Origin of the sequence: Umezawaea tangerina (assembly GCF_003002815.1) — a bacterium.
GTDB lineage: Bacteria > Actinomycetota > Actinomycetes > Mycobacteriales > Pseudonocardiaceae > Umezawaea > Umezawaea tangerina.
The window spans coordinates 244,141-266,034 of record NZ_PVTF01000008.1; the positions used below are offsets into that span (position 1 = coordinate 244,141).

At 71.3% G+C, this 21,894-nt stretch carries 21 protein-coding genes and 1 pseudogene; 8 read left to right on the top strand and 14 right to left on the bottom strand.

Translation table 11 applies throughout. The features are described 5' to 3' along the window. Window positions 1-28: 28 nt before the first annotated feature. Complete coding sequence (locus CLV43_RS26595; RefSeq protein ID WP_245887022.1) at window positions 29-1,366, bottom strand: choice-of-anchor A family protein; 1,338 nt, start codon at window positions 1,364-1,366, stop codon at window positions 29-31. A 468-nt stretch (window positions 1,367-1,834) separates the two neighbouring features. On the opposite strand from CLV43_RS26595, the gene CLV43_RS47935 reads away from it, so the two are divergent. After that, window positions 1,835-1,990, top strand: coding sequence for a hypothetical protein (locus CLV43_RS47935; protein WP_170156021.1), 156 nt, complete (start codon window positions 1,835-1,837; stop codon window positions 1,988-1,990). A gap of 62 nt (window positions 1,991-2,052) precedes the next feature. Here the strand turns inward: CLV43_RS47935 and CLV43_RS26600 are convergent, their stop codons facing one another. From CLV43_RS26600 to CLV43_RS26610, 3 genes are all read right to left on the bottom strand, one after another. Next, entirely contained in the window at window positions 2,053-2,901 is an 849-nt protein-coding gene (locus CLV43_RS26600) for an alpha/beta fold hydrolase (protein WP_245887023.1), read from the bottom strand. A 316-nt stretch (window positions 2,902-3,217) separates the two neighbouring features. Then, complete coding sequence (locus CLV43_RS26605; RefSeq protein ID WP_106190124.1) at window positions 3,218-4,426, bottom strand: cytochrome P450; 1,209 nt, start codon at window positions 4,424-4,426, stop codon at window positions 3,218-3,220. A gap of 15 nt (window positions 4,427-4,441) precedes the next feature. Continuing rightward, window positions 4,442-4,768: a 2Fe-2S iron-sulfur cluster-binding protein gene (locus CLV43_RS26610; RefSeq protein ID WP_106190125.1), complete on the bottom strand. Its 327-nt coding sequence runs from the start codon at window positions 4,766-4,768 to the stop codon at window positions 4,442-4,444. 150 nt (window positions 4,769-4,918) lie between these two features. Here CLV43_RS26610 and CLV43_RS26615 point away from each other — a divergent pair, with 150 nt between their 5' ends. Then, window positions 4,919-5,854, top strand: a complete 936-nt coding sequence (locus tag CLV43_RS26615; RefSeq protein WP_106190127.1) for a LysR family transcriptional regulator — start codon at window positions 4,919-4,921, stop codon at window positions 5,852-5,854. 368 nt (window positions 5,855-6,222) lie between these two features. On the opposite strand, the gene CLV43_RS26625 is transcribed toward CLV43_RS26615, so the two are convergent. After that, the gene (locus tag CLV43_RS26625; RefSeq protein ID WP_106190129.1) at window positions 6,223-6,645 is read right to left on the bottom strand and encodes a nuclear transport factor 2-like protein; all 423 of its coding nucleotides are present in this window, start codon (window positions 6,643-6,645) and stop codon (window positions 6,223-6,225) included. Window positions 6,646-6,944: 299 nt separating this feature from the next. Then, window positions 6,945-7,886: an NADP-dependent oxidoreductase gene (locus CLV43_RS26630; protein ID WP_170156022.1), complete on the bottom strand. Its 942-nt coding sequence runs from the start codon at window positions 7,884-7,886 to the stop codon at window positions 6,945-6,947. Between the two features lie 50 nt (window positions 7,887-7,936). On the opposite strand from CLV43_RS26630, the gene CLV43_RS26635 reads away from it, so the two are divergent. Next, complete coding sequence (locus tag CLV43_RS26635; RefSeq protein WP_211304566.1) at window positions 7,937-8,560, top strand: TetR/AcrR family transcriptional regulator; 624 nt, start codon at window positions 7,937-7,939, stop codon at window positions 8,558-8,560. On the opposite strand, the gene CLV43_RS26640 is transcribed toward CLV43_RS26635, so the two are convergent. Then, the gene (locus CLV43_RS26640) at window positions 8,540-8,917 is read right to left on the bottom strand and encodes a nuclear transport factor 2 family protein (protein ID WP_106190132.1); all 378 of its coding nucleotides are present in this window, start codon (window positions 8,915-8,917) and stop codon (window positions 8,540-8,542) included. The genes CLV43_RS26635 and CLV43_RS26640 overlap by 21 nt on opposite strands. Before the next feature lie 98 nt (window positions 8,918-9,015). On the opposite strand from CLV43_RS26640, the gene CLV43_RS26645 reads away from it, so the two are divergent. Beyond that, window positions 9,016-9,966 (top strand): RNA polymerase subunit sigma-70, encoded by a 951-nt coding sequence (locus CLV43_RS26645; RefSeq protein WP_106190133.1) that lies wholly within the window; start codon window positions 9,016-9,018, stop codon window positions 9,964-9,966. 116 nt (window positions 9,967-10,082) lie between these two features. Then, a complete protein-coding gene (locus CLV43_RS26650) occupies window positions 10,083-10,529 on the top strand; it encodes a DoxX family membrane protein (RefSeq protein ID WP_106190135.1) in 447 nt (148 codons plus the stop codon). 9 nt (window positions 10,530-10,538) lie between these two features. Here CLV43_RS26650 and CLV43_RS26655 read toward each other — a convergent pair whose 3' ends face one another. The 5 genes and pseudogenes from CLV43_RS26655 to CLV43_RS26675 all read right to left on the bottom strand — a co-directional run bounded on the left by CLV43_RS26655 (window position 10,539) and on the right by CLV43_RS26675 (window position 15,156). Further along, window positions 10,539-11,141 carry a proteophosphoglycan 5 gene (locus CLV43_RS26655; RefSeq protein WP_106190137.1) on the bottom strand — a complete coding sequence of 201 codons (603 nt, stop codon included), beginning with the start codon at window positions 11,139-11,141 and terminating at the stop codon, window positions 10,539-10,541. Between the two features lie 57 nt (window positions 11,142-11,198). After that, window positions 11,199-11,627: pseudogene (locus tag CLV43_RS26660) on the bottom strand (ZIP family metal transporter); the annotation flags it as partial. A 475-nt stretch (window positions 11,628-12,102) separates the two neighbouring features. After that, on the bottom strand, window positions 12,103-12,933 hold the full coding sequence (locus CLV43_RS26665) for a MerR family transcriptional regulator (protein WP_146174905.1): 831 nt from the start codon (window positions 12,931-12,933) through the stop codon (window positions 12,103-12,105). Window positions 12,934-13,001: 68 nt separating this feature from the next. Further along, window positions 13,002-14,483, bottom strand: coding sequence for a carboxylesterase/lipase family protein (locus CLV43_RS26670; RefSeq protein ID WP_106190140.1), 1,482 nt, complete (start codon window positions 14,481-14,483; stop codon window positions 13,002-13,004). Window positions 14,484-14,535: 52 nt separating this feature from the next. Continuing rightward, window positions 14,536-15,156, bottom strand: a complete 621-nt coding sequence (locus tag CLV43_RS26675) for a TetR-type transcription factor C-terminal domain-containing protein (RefSeq protein WP_245887025.1) — start codon at window positions 15,154-15,156, stop codon at window positions 14,536-14,538. 195 nt (window positions 15,157-15,351) lie between these two features. Here CLV43_RS26675 and CLV43_RS26680 point away from each other — a divergent pair, with 195 nt between their 5' ends. Continuing rightward, window positions 15,352-16,710, top strand: a complete 1,359-nt coding sequence (locus CLV43_RS26680; RefSeq protein ID WP_211304567.1) for an MFS transporter — start codon at window positions 15,352-15,354, stop codon at window positions 16,708-16,710. Beyond that, window positions 16,707-17,549, top strand: coding sequence for an SGNH/GDSL hydrolase family protein (locus CLV43_RS26685; RefSeq protein ID WP_106190143.1), 843 nt, complete (start codon window positions 16,707-16,709; stop codon window positions 17,547-17,549). Before CLV43_RS26680 ends, CLV43_RS26685 begins: the two co-directional genes overlap by 4 nt. Window positions 17,550-17,654: 105 nt before the next feature. On the opposite strand, the gene CLV43_RS26690 is transcribed toward CLV43_RS26685, so the two are convergent. Both CLV43_RS26690 and CLV43_RS26695 read right to left on the bottom strand, forming a co-directional pair. Continuing rightward, a complete protein-coding gene (locus CLV43_RS26690; protein WP_106190144.1) occupies window positions 17,655-19,745 on the bottom strand; it encodes a PQQ-dependent sugar dehydrogenase in 2,091 nt (696 codons plus the stop codon). A gap of 306 nt (window positions 19,746-20,051) precedes the next feature. Beyond that, window positions 20,052-20,948, bottom strand: a complete 897-nt coding sequence (locus tag CLV43_RS26695; RefSeq protein WP_245887026.1) for a LysR family transcriptional regulator — start codon at window positions 20,946-20,948, stop codon at window positions 20,052-20,054. A 67-nt stretch (window positions 20,949-21,015) separates the two neighbouring features. Between CLV43_RS26695 and CLV43_RS26700 the strand changes: the two genes are divergently transcribed. Next, window positions 21,016-21,891, top strand: coding sequence for a TIGR03564 family F420-dependent LLM class oxidoreductase (locus tag CLV43_RS26700; RefSeq protein ID WP_106190147.1), 876 nt, complete (start codon window positions 21,016-21,018; stop codon window positions 21,889-21,891). The last annotated feature ends 3 nt before the right edge of the window (window positions 21,892-21,894 follow it).

The following is a 21,894-nucleotide window of genomic DNA, read 5'->3' on the forward strand; positions in this document are numbered from 1 at the left end:
TGGGCGTTCACCGCGTCGTGGGTCTGGGTTACCGGGTCCGGCGTTGTCTGGTGAGCAGTACGAGCCCCACACCACCAGAGATGACCAGTGCGCCCAGGGCAAGCGCCGGACCGACGTTGGCGCCGGTGTTCGGCAGGTTGCCGGACGACGACGTGCCAGCGGTGCCACTGGGGCTTGTCGGGACGGTGGACGTGCCTGCCGTGCTCGCGGTGGTGACGGCGGGCGTGGTGGTCGTGGGTTCTGCGGTGGTCTGGTCGGTGGTCGAGGTGCCAGGACCGGTTGTGGTCGTGGGGGTGGTCGTCGTGGTCGGCTCCGGTGGTTTCGTGCACGACGGCAGGTCGCCTGTGAACGGGTACGCGTGGAACTCCTGCCCGCCGCCCGCGCCCGTGCTGGAGCCGTGGACGAGGTCGCCCGCGGTGAAGAACCGACCGTTGACGCCCGGCAGCGTCACCGTGGTCGTGCCGTCCGCGTTGCCCACGAGCACGCTGCCTTGGAACATTCCGCTGCCGGTGAGGGTGACCGTCTCCGCGTCCGGGAAGTTCCACAGGAGGCGGGAGCGGAGCTTGTCGAGCGGGTCGCCGTCGTCGAGGGTTCCGCTGTAGGTGTTGATCGTGCGAGGGCCGCCGGTGACGTTGACCAGCACCGTGGCGCCTTCCGGGATGCCGGTGAACACGATGCCCTGCGCGCTGTTCCCCGGCCCGGCGATGTCTTCGGTGAGGATGAAAACCTGGAGCGCGGACTTGCCGTCGCCGGTGAAAAGGGTTTGGTACTGCTGGTTGACCACGGTCCCGGTCGGTGGTCTCGGAGCCTCGTCGATGCGGGCGTAGCACCGGCTGGCGGCCGTCAGCTCGTCCCGGAGCCCCGCGTACGGCTTCATCGCCGCCGGGTCGTGGACGACAGTCCCGATGACGGTGCCGCTGACCACCCCGGCGTGGCGGACCACACCACCGCCGGAGTCGCCCACCGCGTCGAGCCGCTGACCGTCGGCCACGGTGAGGTCACCACCCACGGTGAGGAAATCGGCACCGTCCGACGGAGGCACTCGTGAGCCGACCCCGGCGACACCGACGTTGTAGATCGACGATCCCGACGTCTTGCGCAGGCTGAAGTCACCGCCGACGACCACTCTGCCCTCGGCCTCGGCCGCTGTGCCGGTGACGCGCATCCCGCCGCCGACGAACACGTCGATGCCGTCGTCGCGCCCCGCGAAGGACCCGTTGCCGATCGGCGGGTGCGTGCCGGGGCAGGTACCCGGCACGCACGGCCCGAGACCGCCGGGAAGCGGATCCGCGTGAGCCGCCGGCAGGGAGAGCACCACGAGCCCGCAAGCTGCCAGTGCCGCCAAAGCCGCACGGGTCACGTGCACGATGAACCCTCCCGTCCACTGTGGACCAACCAGTTCGGACGGTAGCCCCGATGGCAGGTGTTATCCGTTCGACCAGCGCTGATCCACCCGATAGAGGTGCCCGTCGTGGTGCCGGGGAGGGTCGACCGGGCTCGGTGAGCTGGTCGGCCCACCGTCGCAGGACGAGCTTGCCCGCACCGCCGAGCAGCCACCGGGTGCGGCGGGCTTGACCTCACGATGTCTCCTCGGTCAACGACCAGAGTCGGTTGGTGGGCATGGCGGTGGTCCGCTACCGGGTAGGCCACACGGTTGCGCGCTCGAGGTCCGACCACGCCGACGCGATGGTGTTGGCCGACATCCTGCGCACCGACATGCACGTCCACCGGCGGCCGTAGGCCGACACCGAAGGTACGGTGAACCGCGGTCCTCGCTCGCGCCCGTCAGGACGCGGTTCGGCGTCGCACCAGGGCGTCCACCAAGTTGCGTTCGTTGCCGCGCGAGTACTTTCCCGCCTTCCTGGGCGCGTTCATCGGCAAGCTCGGCGGTGTGAGCAGTCCGGTCGCCCAAGCGGTCCTCGCCATCGCGCCCACTCCCTGCCAGGCCGCGAAATCGTCCACCACCAGGATCGTCACCGCGGTGAACTAGGCGGCGCCAGTGGGTACCGACGCCGCGACGCGTGAGACCGGTGAACACGCACCACCCACCGCTCAGATTTCCTCGGCGATGTTCTGGATGGCCTGTAGCGCGATGTCCGGTCGATCCACGTAGATGTAGTGCCCGCTGCCCTCCGCGATGCTCTGCGTGCTCCGCGGCGACAACGCGAGCCACTTCTGCTGCCCGGTCGCCCACACCTGTTCCAGGGCAGGGCCGTATTCAGGGATCTCGGCGAGGTAAGGATTTCCGTGTCGGACGATCTCGACCGGGATCGTGCCCGCGGATCGGACGGGTCCGTCGTCGAGGGCGAGTTTCTCGGGATTCTCACCGTGGGTCGTCGCGAGCAGGCCTGCGCGCAGCTCCGCCGCGGGCCCGGTGGCGGTTTCGGGGATCAGGCTCGTGGTGTCGGTCAGCATCGTGGGAGGTGTGGCGTCCAGCAGGACCATTCCCTTGACGCGGTCCTGGTGGTCGGGGGCGTACCGGGCGGCGATCAACCCGCCCAGTGAGTGTCCGGCGAGCACGACCGGATGGTGCCTGGCCACGTGGTCGAGGACCTCGGACAAGGTCTTCTCGACGTCTTCGAGGTCCTGTTGTCCCGTCGGCTGGTCGCTCGAGCCTTCACCAAGTCGGTCGTAGGAACAGGTTCGGTGTTCCTTGCTGAGTGACGTCTGGATTCCGCTGAGCTTGTCGAGGCCGTCACCGAGGCCGGCCATCAGGAGGATGACCGGCTTGTTCTCACCGAAGCGGCCTGAGCAGGACACGGTCACCAGTCGGTCTCCGACGCGGATCCTCGTGGGTTTGCCTGCGAAGTCGTTCTCCTCGCCGAGCGGTGCGGCCGAGGTGTGGGAGGGGGCGTCCTCTCCGGTTGCCTCTGCCGCGTCGGAACAGCCGGTGAGCGCCATTCCTGCTGCACAGCAGACGGCGAGCAAGGCAGACGCGCGAAAAACCTGGGACATGTTCTCTCCGAGACTGGTGTGCCGGTGCCGAATTGGCGCGTTTGGGGCGGGGGATTCCGCCGAGGCTGGGCTCATGGGGGTACGTGATCAAATTAGGGTCACCGGCATGGCGCTTCCATGGTCTGCGCCCCACTGTTTCAGGTGGGGGCAGCCCTACCGCGGACTTGCCGCATTGCCAGGTGCAAGGCATGAGGTCGCTGCGATGGCGCTGTTGCGCCAACTCTCACGGCAGCAGCCGCAATTGCCTGACGAGAAGTCCGGTCTACCAGGTGACCGGCAGATCGGTGAGGCCGCGGAACACCCAGCCGGACCAGTTCCCCGCCCGCAGGGCGTCGGTGCGGAGGGTGGGAATGCGTTGGTGGAGCAGGGGAACGGCTATTTCCCCGACGGCGATCCGGGCCGCCCAGTGACCTGCGCAGCGGTGGACGCCGCTGCCGAAGCCGAGGTGCGGTTGCCTGGGGCGCGTGATGTCGAAGTCGGCTGGGCGGGGGAAGGCGGAGGGATCCCGGTTGGCTGCCGCGACGACCACGCCGAGCGCCGCCCCGGCGGGAAGACGGAAGCCTTCGAGCACCGCGGGTCTGGTGGTCTCACGCGGATACATGCCCACTGGGGAGCACCAGCGCAGGGCCTCGTCGAACACGGCAGGCCACCGCGCGGGATCGGACAGGGCCAGTTCGCGCTGCTCGGGGTGGTCGCCCAACGCCCGCACGATGGTGGTGGTCATGTGCTGCGGCTCGTTCAGTCCCCCGGAGATGGTGAGTTTGACGTTTGCCCGGACCTGGTCGTCGGTGAGGCCCGCGTTCGCGAGTGCGGAGGTGATCGAACCGTCCGGCTTCGCGCGGAGCCGGGGGAGGAGGTCGTCCAGTACCGCGTCGACCTCGCGTTGGGCGGCGTCGCAGCGCACCCAGATGTCCGGGTCGTCCTGGATGTTGCCGATGCCCTCGATGAAGGTGTGCGACCAGCGCCGCACGTCCTGCGGGTCGGCCATGGGCAGGCCAAGCATGTCGACGAGGTTGTACGCGGCCAGCGGTGCCGCGAAGTCGTGGTCGAGGTCGGCTTCGTCGGGGCCCTTTTCGAGCAGCGCCGCGAGGCAGGTCTCCGCGTTGCGTTCGAAGAGCGGAGCCCAGGCCTCGCGAACCCGCTTGGGACGCAGCGGCGGGTTGACCGGGCCGCGCTCGGTGGCGTGGTCGGGGTCGTCCCGGCGCAGCATGGGTGTGCCTCCGAGGGCTCGGACCATGGTCGCGGCCGCGCCACCAGCGCGTGCCGAGTAGGTTTCCTGGTCGGACTCGATCGCGCGGCAGGCGTCGGACGTCGTGACCAGGTAGCGGTTCAGGGCCGGGACGTGGACGACGGGTGCCAGGTCGCGAAGGCGGTCGTAGGTGTCGTAGGGGTCCCGCTGCATGGCCAGGGGATCGACCCAGTCCGCGGTGGGCGGTGGGGTGGATGCGGCGGTGTCCGGCGTTGTGGTCATGGTGATGCTCCGATGTCAGGTCTGGCTCACTGGTATGTCGACCTCGATCTCGTCGGCCACCGCGTCGAGCGTCACCTGGCAGCCGAGCCGGCTGCGCCGTGGATCGCGTGGCGCGGCCACGCGGTCGAGCATCTCGTTCTCGTCCTCACCCGGCCTGGGCAGTGCCCGGAGGTAGGGCTCCCGGACGTACACGTGGCAGGTGGCGCACATCGCCTGACCCCCGCACTCGCCGACGATGCCCCGAACGCCATTGGTCACCGCTGCCCGCATGAGGTTCATGCCCGCGGCGATGTCGAACGCCTCGCTGCTTCCCCCGTCGTGGTGGAAGGTCACCCTGGGCATCGCGCTCCTTGTCGGTCAGTGGATCGTCTTCCCCGCCTGGTGCGGCGGCCGCCGACTGCTCCTGAGAGTGTCAGGGCTGCTCAAAACCTGTAAAGCAGTGGTTGTTCAAGCGGTAGTCCAGAAAAACTCAAGCGAGAGCAGGACGTCGACATGCCTGGTACGGGCCCGCGCTTCACCATGCGGCAGTTGGACTACTTCGTCACCGTGGCGGACGAGGGCACGATGGCCGCCGCGGCCAAGCGGCACCACATCTCCCAGTCGGCCGTGTCGCTGGCGATCACCAAGCTCGAACGCGCTCTCGGTGTGCAGCTGTTCCTGCGCCGCAAGTCCCGCGGTATCGAGCTGACCGGTGCCGCCCGCCACATGCTCCCGGAGGTGCGCAACCTGCTCGCGCACGCGGGCGAGGTGCAGTCGGCGGCGCAGAACCTGGGGCAGGTGGTGAGCGGCGAGCTGGCGCTCGGCTGCTACCCGACGCTCACGCCGTTCCTGGTTCCCAGGATCCTCAAGGGGTTCCCGGTCGAGTACCCGGAGGTCACCATCCGGTTGTTCGAGGGGTCGGTGGCCGACATGCTCGGGCGGCTGCTGGACGGCACCTGCGAGATGGCGCTGATGTACGACCTCGGTGTGGGCCAGGACATCTCCACGACCGTCCTCTACCGCGTCCGCCCCTACGTCCTGCTCCCGTCCGACCACCGGCTCGCGGTACCGGGGCCGCTCTCCCTGGCGGAGCTGAGGGACGAGCCGATGATCATGCTGGACATGCCGCCCAGCTCGGAGATGTTCCGCGAGGTGCTGGCAGCAGGGGGCATCGACCCGGCCGTGCGCTTCACGACCGCGAACTTCGAGTCCGTCCGGTCACTGGTCGCGAGCGGAGCCGGGTACTCGCTCCTGCTGCAACGCCCGTCGCCGGAGACGACCTACGCCGGGCCTTCGTTGGTGTACCGGGAGATCGTCGAGGAGGTCAGGCAGGTCGACGTCGTCCTGGCGCACGCTCGCGACGCCCGCCTGACCCGCCGCATGCAGGCCTTCGCCGAGTTCTGCCGCGTGACCTTCGACGGGTCGCGCGCCGGCCAGGGGCGGGACTGACGGCCTTGCGCGTCGGCGGATCGGTGCGCGAGTCGTGATCTGGTTCCGGCGATGTCGGCGGGGGTTTCCGACGCGGCCGAGGGGAGCGACTGTCCACTCAGGACTCGACCGTTCCTGGGAGTTGCCCGTCGTGCCGTACGCAGGGGCACCGCGTTGACCTGGATACGGTGCGGGGCGAGCTCGCCGGCGAAGGATCGCATGGGAGGCGGCAGGGCCCCTTCGGCCACGGTCGTGGCCGCACCGATCCCCTCGCGGTCGGTCTCGACGAAGCGGCGCCGCTCGCCCTTGTGCCCGCGATGGATCTTCGACCGTCCGGTGGGTGGGGATTTGAGGGGAGTCCAGATCGATGGGATTCTCCTGCCGTCGCATCAGCTGCGAAAACGACCGGCTGACCTGAGGGCGTCGTCGAGCGACTCGCGTTGACGCATGTCGCCGAATTCGTCGATCTTGTTGATCTTACCGTTGCGGACCTCTGCCACCAGGCAGCGTGGGACACGGACGGGCCGACCGTCCTCAAGTTCACCCTGAAGTGTGGCCGCAAGTGCGAAGCCGTCCTCGCCGACGAGAAAAGAAGACAAGGAGTCGGAGTGGTTTCGCACCACCTCGGTGGTGGCCCGCAGCATGCGAACCATGGCGGCGGCGAAATCGCCTCCGTTCATGGACATCGACTTTTCGTAGTTGTGCCTGATCTCGACGGATTCGGCAAACAGATCCTCGAATCGGGGGTCGACTTCTTCGAGCAGGTAGGTGCGTCGAAAGCGTTGCGCGATCCTGTCGACGGAGATTGACATAAACCCACGAAACCAGTCATGGTCGGATCTGGCAAGCATCTTTGCCGTAGTGGCAAACCGAGGGCATGTGCACTCAGGCCGCCGAATTTCGGGTGGGGAGTTTCCGATGGCGTGTCTGGGATATTCCAGCTGGGCGGTAGCCGGCTTTTTGATGGCTCGTGTGATGGGGTAGGTTGTCGCTCAGCGCCGTGAGCGAAGCGTTTCGCCCGTGCGCCACATGATCATGCGATCGTGGTCGAACCACGAGATGCGCTGGTGCCACTCGGGCACGGCGACACCCCCAAGCACCGAAGCCGTCCTCAATGCACCAACACGATCTTCCCTCGCGCATGCCTCGTCTCGCACAGCTCATGCGCCGCCACCACCTCCCCGACCGGAAACGCCGCCGCCACCGGCACCCGCAGCCGTCCCTGCTCCGCCAACCCCACCGCGACCGCCAACCCGTGCACCGCCATCGGGTCGGCCGACGTCCCCGCGGCACCAGCGGGCACGCCGTGCGACATGTGCACGCCCAGCCCCGCCGCCGTGAAGTCCGGCGCGATCGTCACCACCTTCTCCGCTCCACCCGCGATCGCCACCAGATCCGGCAACGCCCCGCCCGCGCAGTCGAACACCGCGTCCACCCCCGACGGCGCCAGCGCCCGCACCCGTTGCACCAGCCCAGCTCCGTACGCGGTCGGCTCGGCACCCAGCGACCTCAGGAACTCGTGGTTCCCCTCGCTGGCCGTCCCGATCACCCGAGCACCGCGGGCCACCGCCATCTGCACCGCCACGGCACCGACCCCACCCGCGGCACCCTGGATCAGCACGGTGTCCCCGTCCGCGACGCCGAGCCGGTCCAGCACCCTGGTGGCCGTCTCCACCGCCCCGGCGGCACCACCGGCCTCCTCCCAACTCCACGACGCGGGCTTGGGCGCCCACGCCGTCAACACCGCGAAGTCCGCGTTGGCCGCCCGCGCGGCCGTGGTCGTCATGCCGAACACCTCGTCGCCGACCGCCACGCCGGTGACCCCGTCGCCCACCTCGTCCACCACACCGGCGGCGTCGAAGCCGGTCAGGTAGGGGAACGTCGTGGGCACGACGTCGCGGAACTCGCCTGACCTGATGTGCGTCTCGCCGGGGGAGATGCCGGAGGCGCGCACGGCCACGCGGACCGTGCCGGGGCGGGCGTGGGGTGCTTCCACCTCCGCGACGTGCATGACGGAGGGTGGGCCGAACTGGGTGAACCGGACTGCTCTCATGGTTCGGGAACGTAACGGAGCACCCCGTCCGTTTGGCTGAAGTGAGAGACGTGACGGCTGAAGTGGGAACGAAGCTCCGTTCGGACGCGCGCGACAACCGCGAGCGCATCCTCGCGGTCGCGCGCACGGCGTTCGCCGCGGACGGCCTCGACGTGCCGATCCGGGAGATCGCCCGGCGGGCCGAGCTCGGTGTGGCGACCGTGTACCGGCACTTCCAGACCAAGGAGGCGCTGCTCACCGAGGCGTTCGCCGAGCGGATGGCCTCGTGCTCGGTGATCGTGCAGGAGGGGCTGGCCGCGGACGACCCGTGGGAGGGCTTCAGCCTGGTGGTCTCCCGGCTCATGGAGGTGCACGCCCTGGACCGCGGGTTCGCCCGCGCGTTCACCTCGCAGCTGCCGCACGCGGTCGACCTGGCCGCCGAGCGCGACCGCACGCTGCGCCTGCTGCTGGAGCTGGTGCGGCGCGCGAAGGAGACGGGCCCGCTGCGGTCGGACTTCGTGCTGGAGGACATCAGCATGGCGCTGATGGCGAACGAGGGCATCCGCGCCGAGTCACCCGCCCTGCGCGTCGCCGCGTCCCGCCGCTTCGCCGCCCTCATGCTCCTGTCGTTCCGGACCGACCCCGTGCGGAGCCCGCTCCCACCGGCCGTCCGGCTACCGCTGTCCAGGGGCTAGGGCGGCCTGCCGGGCCGCGTCGAACGGCGCCCGGTCGAACACGATCCGGATGTGCGTGATCAGGCCGTCGTGGACCGTCACGCACTCGCTGCCCGGTGCGTGGTCCACCGGGACGGTCCTGGTGTCGTACATCAGCAGCGCGGTCCGGTCGTCGCCGAACGCGGCGATCAGGGTCGACCCGGTCACGAGCCGGGTGAACGGGCCCATGAAGTCGCGGAACGCCGCCGCGCCCTCGATGCGGCCCGCCGGGGCGTCGCAGACGACGTCCTCGGCGACGTGGGTCATCGCGCGCTCGAAGTCGTGGGCGGTCCAGGCGCGGTGGTAGGCGAGCGCGGTGTCGAGAGCCTTGGTGGTCATGGTTGGTTTCCCTTCGTCGGTGTCCCTGGTTGGACACCACGGGGGTGCGCGGCGGAACGGTCCGCGCCCGACCCGCGCCCCCGTGCGAGGATGCCGAGGTGACCCGGAGCACGCGCACGGTCGACGAGCAGGCGTTCCGCGAGCTCGTCACCGCGCACGAGCGCGAGCTGCTGCTGCACTGCTACCGGATGCTCGGGTCGTTCGCCGACGCCGAGGACGTGCTCCAGGAGACGCTGGTCGCGGCGTGGCGAGGGCTGGACGGCTTCGAGGGCCGGTCGTCGGTGCGGACCTGGCTGTACCGCATCGCGACCAACCGCTGCCTCAACGCCCAGCGCGACGCCCGCCGACGCCGCCCACCCGAGCCGGTGCCGCCGTTCGACCCGCCCACGCCCACCCGGCGCGGCGAGGTCACCTGGCTGCAGCCCTACCCCGACGCCCTCCTGGACACCGCGCCCGGCCCCGAGGCCAGGTCCTCCGCCAGGGAGGCGGTCGAGCTGGCGTTCATCGCGGGACTCCAGCGGCTCCCACCGCGCCAGGCCGCCGTCCTGGTGCTCCGCGACGTGCTCGACTTCTCCACCGCGGAGGTCGCCGACCTGCTGGGGACCACAGCGACCGCGGTCAAGGGAGCCTTGCAACGCGCCCGTGCGCGGCTGGACGGACAGGTGCCCGACCACGCGCCGCGGCCGGGCTCACCGGGGGAGCGCGACCTCGTCCGGCGGTTCGCCGACGCGTACACCGCCGACGACGTGGAGGGCGTGGTCGCGCTGCTCACCGACGACGCCTGGCTGGCCATGCCGCCCGCGCCCCACGAGTACCGGGGCCCGGCGGCCATCGCGGGGTTCCTGGGCGCGAGCGCCGCCTCGCGCGCGGGTCGCCGGTTCCTGCTGGTGCCCACCCGCGCCAACACCCAGCCCGCGTTCGGCTGCTACCTGGCCGGTCTCGACCAACCGGTCGGACTGCTCGTGCTGACCGTGCGCGACGACCGGATCAGCGCCATCACCCGCTTCCTCGGCGAGGACCTGCCCCGGCGCTTCGGCCTGCCGTGCTGACCGCGTCCGACAGCGGCGAGAAGTTTTTCGAGGTCGGTGTCGATCCGGTGTCTCCCTGTTCGACGCAGGGGTAGAGGCAGGGCGACGGAAGCCCCGCCGGACCGAGGGGACCCGACATGACCACCACGACCGCCCAGCGCACCGCGACCACCTCCGCCGCCGCTCCGCTCACCCGCCACCTGCCGACCGCGGGCCGGGTCGTCCTGGGCCTGCTGTTCGTGGTCATGGGGCTCAACGGCTTCCTGAACTTCCTGCCCCAGCCCGAAGGCGCCGCGATGCCCGCCGAGGCGCTCGCGTTCAGCATGGCGCTGGCCCAGACCGGCTACATGATGCAGATGACGATGGGCGTCCAGGTGCTGTGCGGGATCCTGTTGCTGGCCAACCGCTTCGTCCCGCTGGCACTCGTCCTGCTCGCGCCGGTCGTCGTCAACATCGTCGCCTTCCACCTGTTCCTCGAACAGGGCGGACTGCCGATCGCCGTCGCCGTGGCCGCCATCGAGCTCGGCCTGGCCTGGACCCACCGCGCCGCGTTCCGCTCGGTCCTGCGCGCCACCTCGGCGTGACGGGCGGGGCTAGTCGAGGAACCTCCGGGCCGCCGCCGCACCCGCGGCGGCGTCGCCCTTGGTCCCGAGAACGGCCGCGACCAGCTCCTCGGTGACGTCGGCGTCCGCCGCGACCAGCGCGTCGATCGCGGAGCTCCGCCCGGTGGCGTCGGCGTACGCGGCGATCAGCTCGTGGCACCGCTCGTCGGACGCGAACGGCGGGTCGACCGAGGAGAAGCCGTCGGGCAGGTCGTAGGGGACCCGCCGCCACCCGCCGTCCTCGTAGCCGTAGACGAACCCGATCCACTGGCCGGGACCCTCGGTCGCCCGAACCGGTCCGCCCCACCAGTCCGGGGCACCGGCCAGCAGGTCGGTCTCCGGCTCACCGAAGTACTCGGCCGCCAGGTTGTAGTAGGTCTCCGACATCTCGTGGTCGTGCCCGATCAGCACCGCCCGCCCACCGTCGAGCCGGTGGAGCTCCGCCCAGTTGCCCCCGCCGTCGTCGTAGTACCACCGACCGCCCTCCGCGTTCGAGCCGTCCCCGAACCCGAGCGCCCCGAGCACCGCCGAGTGCGCCGCCCACCGCCCTCGCATCTCCCGCGGAGCGGGCAGCTCCACCGCGACCAGACCCACGTGCTTCCCCCATCGTCGACAGTGGACAACAGGGGGTCATCCTGCCAAAGGACCCGACTACCCGCCGAGCCGTTCGACGGTGAAGGCCGTCAGGAACCCCACCGTCGTGATCAGTCCGGTGTAGAGCCCGCTGCGCTCGAACGCCTCGGGGATCATCGTGTCCGCCACCATCGCCAGGATCGCACCGGCCGCCACGGCCGTGATCACCGCGATCGTCGCGGGCGAGGCGTCGCGCAGCAACAGGTTCCCCAACAGGGCCGCCACCCCGCTGGCCACCGCGATCCCGCCCCACACCCCGAACACGTACCGGGCCCCGCGCCCAGCCTGCTTCATCCCCGCCGCGCTGGACAGTCCTTCCGGGACGTTCGAGATGAACACGGCCACCAGCACCGCCACCCCGACCCCGCCTCCGCTGAGCAGGGAAAGCCCCAGCACCACCGACTCCGGCACCCCGTCCAGCAACGCCCCCACGGCGATCGCCGCCCCCACCACCAACGCCCCGCCCCGCCCCCGAACCACCCGCAAAGCCAAGGCGCCAAACGATGCACAGCCGCCACCCCTCCCGCTACGGACCGCCCGCCCCTTCCCCGGCGGCAAAGCCGAGCAGCCACCCCAGCCACGTTGGGCGAAGCCCGCCAGCGCGCATCCGGCGCGAAGCGCCTGGGGCCTTGTCCGCCGCGAAGCAAGGATGTCCTGTCCGCGGCGAAGCGCGGATGCTTGGTCCAATGGCGCAGCCGAGGATGCAGTGTCGAGCGGAGCTCGATGCTGGCGAAGCCAGACTTCTCCTCTGTCCCCGATCCACAGCGCCCTCCTGCCCGATCTTGCTTGTCAAGATAGCTCTATCGTCTTGACAAGCAAGATCGGGCATTGAGACAATCGCGCACCGGGGGCCGGGCTTCGCCCCGCCGGTGACCAGGCTCCACCCCCCCGGTGACCCCCTACTCACCAAACCCCACCCCGCTCACCGCAAAGGCACAGCGAACTCCCCGTCCGGCCCCGTCCGCTCCCCACCGGCATTCGGCACCAGCACCATCCTCAACGCCCCCGCGGGCTCCCGCCCCTCCCGCACCACCCAGGCCGCCAACGACCTCAGCGCCTGTTCCGCCTGAGCCGCGCTGTCCCACCGCCCGGCCGCACCCTGCCGGATGAACGCCTCCTGGTGCGCCGCCTCCCGCCTCACCGTCAGGTCCGGGAACCGCGCCGCGACCTCCTCGGCCCCGTCGTCGGGCACCGGCCAGCACCACTCCACCGGGCCGTCGCTGTCCCCGCCGACCTCGCCGTGGTAGATCATGAACGGCGCCCCGGCGATGCCGTCGACCCGCGCGACACCCCCACCCCTCAACCGGTGGATGAACAGCTCCCGCCCGGTGGGCACCAGCTCCTCCTGCCGCACCCTCCGGACCATGCCCACCACGCTGCGCGCGGGCACGTCCCGCACCTCGACCTCGTCCATCTCCGACTCCTCCTCGTGCAGCCTCTCCACGAGCCCGCCCACGACCCGGCGCCGCGCCGCGTGTTCCGCCTCGGTCCCGGCCCAGTGCGCCCGGATCTCCTCGGCCGCCGCGGCGGGGTCCAGTGCCAGCAGCTCCTTCACGCGCGCCAACGGGATCCCGATCCGCCGCAGCGCGGCCACCAGCCCGGCCCGCTCCAGCTGCCCGGCCGAGTACCACCGGTACCCGGTCTCGGCATCGACGCGGGCGGGTACCAGGAGTCCCAGCTCGTCGTACAGCCGCAGCGCCTTGGCCGACAGCCGCGACAACCGCGAGAACTCCCCGATGCTGACCAGCTCCATGGACGGCTCCTCCGTTCCCGACGAGGCCCACTCTGCGGCCTGCCCGAGGGTGAAGGTCAACCAGGACCTCAGCGCCGCCCGTCCCACAGCACGCGCTCGTCCGCCCGGTCGTCCTCGACGGTCGCTGAGTCGGTGTCGAACACCATCGCGACGCGGTGGTCGGGGGAGTACACCGGCCAGCCCGGATCGCCGGAGGTGGCGAAGTCCACCCACGCGCGGTGCACGGTGTCGGCCAGCTTCTGCGGCGCGTGCCCGTCCGAGAGGGCGGCGAACGCGGGTTCGTCGAGGTTGTCGAAGACGAACGGGAGCTCGATCACGTGGCAGGCACCGAGAGCGCCGTCGTAGGCGGGGGACCGCCAGGCGAACTCGTAGACGTGCGTGCGGCCGTGGGCCTCGGCCAGGCGGAGCGCGGGGATCCGGTAGTACCAGTCGGTGATCACGGCGGCCAGCACGTCGCCCGGTGTGCTCCCCGGCCGGTTCGCGCGGTAGCGGCGCACGGCACTCCCGACGGGCAGCCCGTAGCGGAGCGCCGCGAGGTGCAGCACCGCGGAACGGATCTTCGAGATCGCCCCGGTCGGCACCACGAACAGCCGCGCCTCCTCGGTGTTGGTGCCGATCAGCACGTCCACGTCCGACCCGGCCCCCCCGGCGATGCGCTCGATCGGCGGGCCGGGGAGCACGTCCCCGTCGACCACCGGCTCGAACGGCATCAGGTTGCGGGCGACCTCGCCCCACAGCTTCGCCCTCGGTCGGGCCCCGACCTCGGTGGCGACCCGGGTCTGCGCGGCCAACAACCGGTCCGTGGACACGGAGGCGACACCCTCACGGGTCGGCGCGACACCGAGGATCGCGGCCAACCGGGTGCCGATCAGCCGGGCGGTGGCGGGGGAGACGACGCTGTGCGCCGCACCCGACTGCGCGATCGCCCGGTGGAACAGGCCGCGGGCCAAGGGCATGGCGAGCAGCGTGCACACGCTCATGGCGCCCGCCGACTCGCCGAAGACGGTGACGTTGGCCGGGTCCCCGCCGAACCCGGCGATGTTGTCGCGCACCCAGGTCAGCGCGGCCACCTGGTCGAGCAGCCCGAGGTTGGGGGTGCCGTCGCCGAACCAGAGGAAGCCGTCCGCGCCGAGCCGGTAGTTGAGGGTGACCAGGACGACCCCGTCGCGGGCGAAGCGGGTGCCGTCGTAGCCGCCGATCGAGCCGGAGCCGCTGGTGAACGCGCCACCGTGGACGAACACCATGACCGGCGCCGCGCCCGAGGTGTCCGGCGTCCACACGTTGAGGTTGAGGTAGTCGTCGCCGGGGATGATCGACCGGGGCACCAGGTCGGCCAGCGGTCCCGTGCCCTCGGCCTGCGGCGCGGTGGGCCCGAACCGGGTGGCGTCGCGCGTCGACGTCCACGGCTCCACCGGCCGCGGCGGCTGGAACCGGTTGGGGCCGACCGGCGGCGCGGCGTAGGGGATGCCCTTGAACACGAGGACGCCGCCGTCCGCGACGGCGCCGCGGACGCTCCCGTGGCTGGTGGTGGCGATCGGCTGGTCGGTCAACGATCCTCCGGGCGTCGTGCGGTCCGAAACGGTGGTCAGCGCATCGTGCCGGTCACGCGGCGAGCCCGCCGACGAGGAGGGCCACGACCCGGCGGGCGAGGTCGTCGACCTCGGCGGCGGTCTGGCCCTCGACCTTGCGGTACCACATGTCCACGGCGTTGAGGCTGCTCAGCAGCGTCCTGGTGGCCAGGCTCGGGTCCACCGCGCGCAGCGAGCCGTCGTCCACGCCCGCCACCACGACACCGTGGAACAGCTGCTCGTAGTCGCGGCGGAGCTGGTTCAACGCCACCAGGGCGTCGCGCTGGCGGGTCTTGAGCGCGGTCGACACCTCGCCCCGCACGGCCTGGTGGACGATGTGGTGGAACGCCAGGTCCTCCATCAGGTTGAGCAGGTGCGCGACCGACATGGCCACGAGCCGGTCCTTCCCGCTCCCGGTACGGGTCGCGTGCGGCTCGACGCGGTCGCGGACGCGCCGCATGGCCTCCTCGTACACCGCGAGGAAGATGTCGAACTTCGACCGGAAGTGGTAGTAGACCAGGCCCTTGGTCGCGCCGAGGACGTCGGCGATGTCGTCGATCGTGGTGTTGGCGAACCCCGTGACCATGAACGCCTCGGCGGCCGCGTCGAGGATCCTGCTCCGGGCGTCGGGCGCCGCCTCCGGGCTCGCGCTCACCGGCATCTCCTCTCGCCCGACTCGGCCATCGTCGCACACAGTCAACTGTGACGGTTGACACACCAGTCCGCTCGAAATACCGTAATACTCAGTAGTATCCCAGGTGAAGGGGTCTTTGCGAATCCGCCGCACTGGCCTGAACCAGCCGCAGGACCCGGACACCCCCGTGGAGCGCCAACTCCGGAGGGGCCGTCGATGACGACGAACGAGCACGACCTGCCGCACGAGAACGCCACCAGGAAGGCGATGGCTCGGCTGCTGCCGGTCCTGGGCATCGCCTACTTCATGTCCTACGTCGACCGCACGAACATCGCGCTCGCGAAGACCTCGCTGGAAGCCGACATCGGCCTCGGCGCCGCCGCCTACGGGCTCGGCGCGGGCCTGTTCTTCCTGAGCTACGCGCTGCTGGAGGTGCCGAGCAACCTGGTGCTCTACCGGGTCGGCGCCAGGGTGTGGATCGCCCGCATCGCCGTGACGTGGGGCGCGGTGTCCGCGGCGATGATGTTCGTGCAGGACGAGATCTCCTTCTACGCCCTGCGCCTGCTGCTCGGCGCGACGGAGGCGGGCCTGTTCCCGGCCCTGATGTACACGGTCACGCTGTGGTTCTCCCAGAAGCACCGGGTCACGGTGGTCGGCCTGATCTACACCGCCCCCTGCGTCGCCATCGTCATCGGCTCGCCCATGGGCGGCGCGCTGATGGAGCTGCAAGGAGTGGGCGGGCTGCACGGCTGGCAGTGGATGTTCCTCGTCGAGGGGCTCGTGACGATCCTCGTCGGCGTGCTGGTCTGGTTCGTCCTGCCCGGCCGTCCCGCCGACGCCAAGTGGCTCACCCGCGAGGAGGCCGACCTGCTCGCGGAGCGGGCCGTCACGCGGGGAGTGCCGTCGCCGACGCGGATGCGCGGGAACCTGCGGCTGGCGTTCGGGCGCCCGACCGTGCTCGTCCTCGCGTCGATCTACTTCGTCAACCAGGCCATCAGCTCCGGCATCGGGTTCAACTTCCCCGCGCTGCTGCAGTCGCTGGGCCTCAAGAGTCCTTTCCTCATCGGCCTGCTGGCCGGTGGCGGCGGCATCACCGCGCTGGCGGGCGTGCTCTTCTTCCCCTGGCTCAAACGCCGGGTCGGCCGCGAGGTCCAGCTGATCGGCCTGTGCGCCGGGGCGGGGCTGCTGATCCTCGTCGGCTTCCTGTCCTCCGCGAACCCGTTGTGGCGCATCAGCCTCGTCTTCGTCGCCAACTTCTTCGCCCTCGGCACGCTGCCGCTGTTCTGGTCGATCGCGATGTCCCGGATGTCCGGCCTGGTCGCCGTGGCGGGGCTCGCGTTCATCAACATGGTCGGCATCACCGGCGGGTTCGCCGGTCCGTACGCCTACGGCCTCGTCGAGGAGGCGACCGGCAGCCTCATCGCCCCCTACTACCTGATCACCGCCGCCTCCTGCGTCGGCGTGGCCCTCGTGCCCGTCCTCGCCCTGTGCATCCGCCGCGAGAAGCAGCACGAGGACACCGCCGAACCGCTGCCCACCGCCGGAGCCGACACGGCGAACGCGGGTGCGTCATGAGGGCCCGGTGGCTGGTTCTCCTGGTGGTGGCGGCGTTCGCCACCGGCACCGCGCCCGCGGTGGCGAGCGCGCCGCTGCGGTACGCGGCCCTCGGCGACTCGTCGGCTTCGGGTCCGCTGATCCCCAACCAGATCGACGAGCGGTGCCTGCGCTCGGACCGCAACTGGCCGCACGTGCTGGCCGGGCGGCTGCGCGCCGCGCTGGTCGACGTGACCTGCTCGGGCGCGCGGACGGTCGACCTCGCGGGCAGGCAGTCCGGTGTGGTGCCGCCGCAGTACGACGCGCTGCGCCGCGACACCGAGCTGGTCACGATCGCCATAGCCGCCAACGACATCGCGATGTACGAGGCCTTCACCGAGTGCGCGACCCCGGCACCGCCGCCCGTCCCCGCGGGGCCGACGTGCCAGCAGAAGTCCACTTCGGGCGGAGTCGACAAGTACACCGCCCGCACGGCCGCGACCGCGCCGAAGGTGGGGGCCGCGCTGGAGGAGATCCACCGCAGGTCGCCCAACGCGCGGGTGGTCGTCGTCGGGTACCTGACCTACTGGCGTTCCGGCGGCTGCTACCCGACCGACCCGTACCTGCCCGCCGACGCGGACTACATCCAGAGCCGGATGGACGGGGTCGCCACGATGCTGGCGCAGCAGGCGAACGCGCACGGCGCGACCTTCGTGGACATCCGGCGGCCCAGTTCCGACCGCGGCCTGTGCGAGCAGCCCGCCCGCCGGTGGCTGGAGGGCGGGAACCCGGCTTCCCCGACCTACCCGTACCACCCGAACGCCGCCGGGATGGCCGCCGCGGCCTCGATCATCGCGGGGGTGGTGCAGACCCGCCGCTGAGCGCGGGGACGAGCGCCCCGCGGAACGGCGCGGGCGGGCTCCGGTGCGGTCCGCGATCGGCGTCGCGGACGCGCAGGGAGCGGAGTCCGCCCGCGCCCCCGACCACTACCCGCCGAGTGCGACGTGCAGCAGCTTCTCGTTGCTGTTGTTGGGAGTGCTGTCCTTGTCGCCGGTGGTCGACGTCGTCAGCCACAGACCGCCGTCGGGGGCAGGTTCCACCGTGCGCAGCCGCCCGTAGGTGCCGTTGAAGTAGACCTGCGCCTCGGGCAGGCTCTCACCCGAGATCGGCTCCCGGTACAGCCGGGTGCCGCGCTCGCAGGCCACGTACAGCACGTCGCGGACCACGGTGATGCCCGAGCACGAGCCGTCGGCGGTGGAGTAGGTGCGCTTGGGCGCGATGAACCCGGCGGTGCCGCAGGACCCCGTGCCGTTCGTGGTGCCCTCGCACGCGGGCCAGCCGTAGTTGCCGCCCTTGGTGATCAGGTTGGTCTCGTCCATGACCGAGTTGCCGAACTCCTGCTCCCACAGCCGTCCCTGGGAGTCGAACGCCAGCCCCTGCGGGTTGCGGTGGCCGTAGCTCCACACGTAGTTGCCGAACGGGTTGTCCGACGGCACGCCGCCGTCCGGGTTCAGCCGCAGGACCTTGCCGTTGAGCCCGGACTTGTTCTGCGCGTTGTCGCCGTTCTGGGCGTCGCCGGTGCTGGCGTAGAGCTTGCCGTCCGGGCCGAACCGCAGCCTGCCGCCGTCGTGGAACTTGTTGCGCAGGATGCCGCTGAGCAGGATCTGCTCGGACCCGGTGTCGAGCCGGTCGTTCTCCAGCTTCATCCGCACGATCCGGTTGTCGTTCGGGGAGGTGTGCATGACGTAGAGCCAGTGGTCGCTCGCGAACGACGGCGAGATCGCCAGGCCCATCAGGCCGCCCTCGCCGTCGGTGCCGGACACGTTGGGCACCGTGCCGACCGTCGTCTTCGCGCCGGTGGCCGGGTTGAGGTGGACGATGTCCTGCGCGTCGCGGCGGCTGTAGAGGACCGTGCTGTCGGGCAGGGTGACCAGGCCCCACGGGATGTCGGTGTCGGTCCCGACCTGCGTCACCCCGCACACCGGGTTGCTGCACCCGGCGCCGGTGGTCACCGAGGCGGTGTTGCTGCGGCCCGAGGTGTTGGCCTGCCCGTCGCGCGCCGCGACGGAGTACTGGTACCGGGTGTTCGCGGCCAGCCCGCTGTCGATGAACGAGGTGGCGGGCGGGACGGTGGCGGTGCCGGTGACCGTGCCGACCTTGGTGTCCCCGCGGAACACGTCGTAGGCGCGGACACCGATGTTGTCGGTCGACGCGGCCCACGACAGCGTCACCGTGGTGCCGGACGCGGACCCCACCAACTGCGAGGGCGCGGTCGGCGGCTGGGTGTCGGCCTGGCACTGCGGCGGCGTGATCGGCACCGTCGTGCTGGCCTGCGACACGTTGCCCGCGGCGTCGCGCGCGTTCACGAACAGCCCCCAGGTGACACCGGCGACCACGTCGAGGCTGGTGGACAGGGTGGTGCCGCTGACCGACTTCATCAGCTGGCCGTCGTGGTAGACGTCGTAGAAGGCGACGCCGACGTTGTCGGTCGAGGCGTTCCAGGAGAACGTCACCGAGTCGCACGCCAGGTTGCCGACCCTGGCGTTGCCCGGCACCGTCGGGGCCTGGGTGTCGACGCTGCCGCCGGAGGTGCGCCACTTCTGGTTGTCCTGGCCGTTGCAGGTCCACATGCCCACCAGGGCGCTGTTGGCCGTGCTCTGGCCCTTCACGTCCAGGCAGAGGCCGGACTGCGCGCCGACGATCGTGCCGTTCGCGTTGAGCGACCAGCGCTGGTTGGCGCCTCCGTTGCAGGTGTAGACCTGCACGTCGGCAGGCGACGTCGTGTCCGCGCCGACCACGTCCAGGCACAGGGTGTCGTCGTAGACCCGGATCTCGCCGGTCGAGGTGAGGTTCCACGACTGGTTGGCCTGGCCGTGGCAGTCGAAGATGTTGACGGCGGTACCCGACTCGCGGGAGCCGCCCACCACGTCGAGGCAGCGGCCGGAGGCCACGCCGACCACGGCCGTCCCCGCCGCCGCGGAGGCGGGCACCGCGCTCGCGGTCGAGGCGATCGTCGCCAGGGTCGCCACGATGGCCAGCAGGCGGGCCGTCCCGGCCCTCGTCGTGCTTCGTCGCATGGGGTTCCTTCGGTGTCGCACAGGGACCGCGACGGTGGGAGGACCCCGGCGCCGCGGAGGGGAACGGCTCCGCGACCAGGCGGGTGGCGACGGTGCCGCGGCGGGCGGACCAGTGGAAGCGCTCTCACCCACCTGGAGGCCACTGTCCCAACGGTCCGCCTCCCCGTCAACTCGAGAGCGGCGAGGCGGGCTTCGTCGGACGACGGGGCCCTTGCGCCACCGGCGTTTTCCCGCCGTCGACCGTTCGCCACCTGAGACGGCCCTGTCCGGACCGGACCACAAAGGACGGTGCGTGGACCCGTCGGTCTACTCCGGGGTCGTCGCGTGGTCGGCGAAAGCACGCGCGTAGGAGTCCGCGCAGCTCTCCGGGGTGGTCAGCGACGTGACCACATGACCGTCCACGCTCAGCGGCGGGTCGACCGGTAGCGCGCGCACGCGGCGCGAGACCAGCCCGGCGAGCTGCTCGGCGGGCAGCAGCGTCCAGGCCCTCGGGTCGGCGCCGACCTCGATCAGGACGTTCACCGGGGTGCCGCCCGACGGCCCGGTCAGCGGACCCACCCCCGCCTGGCGCAGCGCGGACACGATCGCGTCGTGCAACGGCGGGTCGACGTCGCGCGAGGGCAGCCGCACGGCCGTGCGGTCCAGGTCGGCGAGCACGACCGCGGGGCGGTCGGCCGCCGGGTGGGTCTCGGACACCGCCACCCACAGGGCCTCCGACCACACCCGCACCGCGCGGACACCGGCCGTCGTCACCTGCCCGCGCACGAGCGCCAGGTCCAGCTCCCCGTCGCGGACTGCGTCGAGCCGCGCGGGCACGGGCAGGTCCACGAGCACCGGTTCCGCGGGCCGCTCCGCCTCGCGCATGCGGGCGACACCGCGTTCCAGCCGGTTGGTGAACCCCGAGGCCACCCCGATCCGCACCCGCGCCGCCGACTCACCCGCGACCACCCGCACGCGGGCCGCCACGGCCAGGGTCTCGCGCGCGGCCTCCAGCACCCGGACACCGGCCTCGGTGAGCCGCACGTGCCGGGGCGACCGGTCCAGCAGCACCACGCCCAGCTCGCGTTCCAGCCTGGCGATCTGCTGGCTCACGGCGGACTGCACGATGTCCAGCCGCTGGGCGGCCCGCCCGAAGTGCAGTTCTTCGGCGACGGTCACGAAGTACCGCAACGCCCGGAGCTCCACGGCGCCCTCCTCGATCACGAAATGTGATTACTGCGGAGTCTAGGTGGGGCTGGTTCGGGCCCGCCGGGTCGACTGGGATCGACCCATGCGCATCGGAACCGGACTGATCGGCCCAGCCACGCCCGCGGACGTGGTGGAGGCCGCCGCGGACGCCGCCCACCGCGGCCTGGACAGCTTCTGGACCAACCAGAACCCCGGCGGGTGGGACCCGCTCACGCTGCTGGCCACCCTCGGCGAACGGCCGCCCGAGATCGGCACCTCGATCGTCGCGACCTACCCCCGGCACCCGGTGACCTTGGCGGCCGAGGCCGTCACCCTGCAGGCCGCGACCGGCGGTCTGACGCTGGGCATCGGGCCCAGCCACGCCTGGTACGTGCGCGACCAGCTCGGCCTGCCCTACACCTCGCCCCTGCGGCACACCCGCGAGTACCTCACCGTGCTGCGCCCGCTGCTGCGCGGCGAGCACGTGCGGCACACGGGGGAGTTCTTCACCGTCGACACCGAGCTGTCGGTCTCCGCACCGCCCCCGCCGCTGCTGATGTCGGCGCTCGGGCCGCGGATGCTCGACCTCGCGCGGGAGCTCGCCGACGGGGTCGTGACCACCTGGGTGACACCCGAGCTCATCGCCGAGCACGTCGTGCCCCGCGTCGGACCCGGCCTCCGCGTCGTGGCCGGGGTGATCACCCTGCTGACCACCGACCCCGACGCCGCCCGCGAGGCGCTGGCCGTGGACCTCGCCTTCGTCGGCGACATGCCCGCCTACCGCGCGTCGCTCGGTCGCGCGGGCCTGTCGAACCCGGCCGACACCGTCGTCGTCGGCGACGAGGCGACGATCCTCGACGCCCTCGCCCGGTTCCGCGACGCCGGGGTCACCGACGCCGTCGTGACGCCCCTGGGCAGCGCGGCCGACCGGGCGCGGACCCTCGACCTGGTCGGCGCGTTCACGGCCACCGCGGGCTGACCG

Excerpts from the sequence above, each read along its gene's own strand:
- CLV43_RS26600 (WP_245887023.1), bottom strand. The coding sequence starts at position 2,901 with ATGGCGCTCACCGGCTGTTCCGACGCGGCAGAGGCAACCGGAGAGGAC.
- CLV43_RS26605 (WP_106190124.1), bottom strand. The coding sequence starts at position 4,426 with ATGACCACAACGCCGGACACCGCCGCATCCACCCCACCGCCCACCGCG.
- CLV43_RS26610 (WP_106190125.1), bottom strand. The coding sequence starts at position 4,768 with ATGCCCAGGGTGACCTTCCACCACGACGGGGGAAGCAGCGAGGCGTTC.
- CLV43_RS26615 (WP_106190127.1), top strand. The coding sequence starts at position 4,919 with ATGCCTGGTACGGGCCCGCGCTTCACCATGCGGCAGTTGGACTACTTC.
- CLV43_RS26625 (WP_106190129.1), bottom strand. The coding sequence starts at position 6,645 with ATGTCAATCTCCGTCGACAGGATCGCGCAACGCTTTCGACGCACCTAC.
- CLV43_RS26630 (WP_170156022.1), bottom strand. The coding sequence starts at position 7,886 with ATGAGAGCAGTCCGGTTCACCCAGTTCGGCCCACCCTCCGTCATGCAC.
- CLV43_RS26640 (WP_106190132.1), bottom strand. The coding sequence starts at position 8,917 with ATGACCACCAAGGCTCTCGACACCGCGCTCGCCTACCACCGCGCCTGG.
- CLV43_RS26650 (WP_106190135.1), top strand. The coding sequence starts at position 10,083 with ATGACCACCACGACCGCCCAGCGCACCGCGACCACCTCCGCCGCCGCT.
- CLV43_RS26665 (WP_146174905.1), bottom strand. The coding sequence starts at position 12,933 with ATGGAGCTGGTCAGCATCGGGGAGTTCTCGCGGTTGTCGCGGCTGTCG.
- CLV43_RS26680 (WP_211304567.1), top strand. The coding sequence starts at position 15,352 with ATGACGACGAACGAGCACGACCTGCCGCACGAGAACGCCACCAGGAAG.
- CLV43_RS26685 (WP_106190143.1), top strand. The coding sequence starts at position 16,707 with ATGAGGGCCCGGTGGCTGGTTCTCCTGGTGGTGGCGGCGTTCGCCACC.
- CLV43_RS26690 (WP_106190144.1), bottom strand. The coding sequence starts at position 19,745 with ATGCGACGAAGCACGACGAGGGCCGGGACGGCCCGCCTGCTGGCCATC.
- CLV43_RS26700 (WP_106190147.1), top strand. The coding sequence starts at position 21,016 with ATGCGCATCGGAACCGGACTGATCGGCCCAGCCACGCCCGCGGACGTG.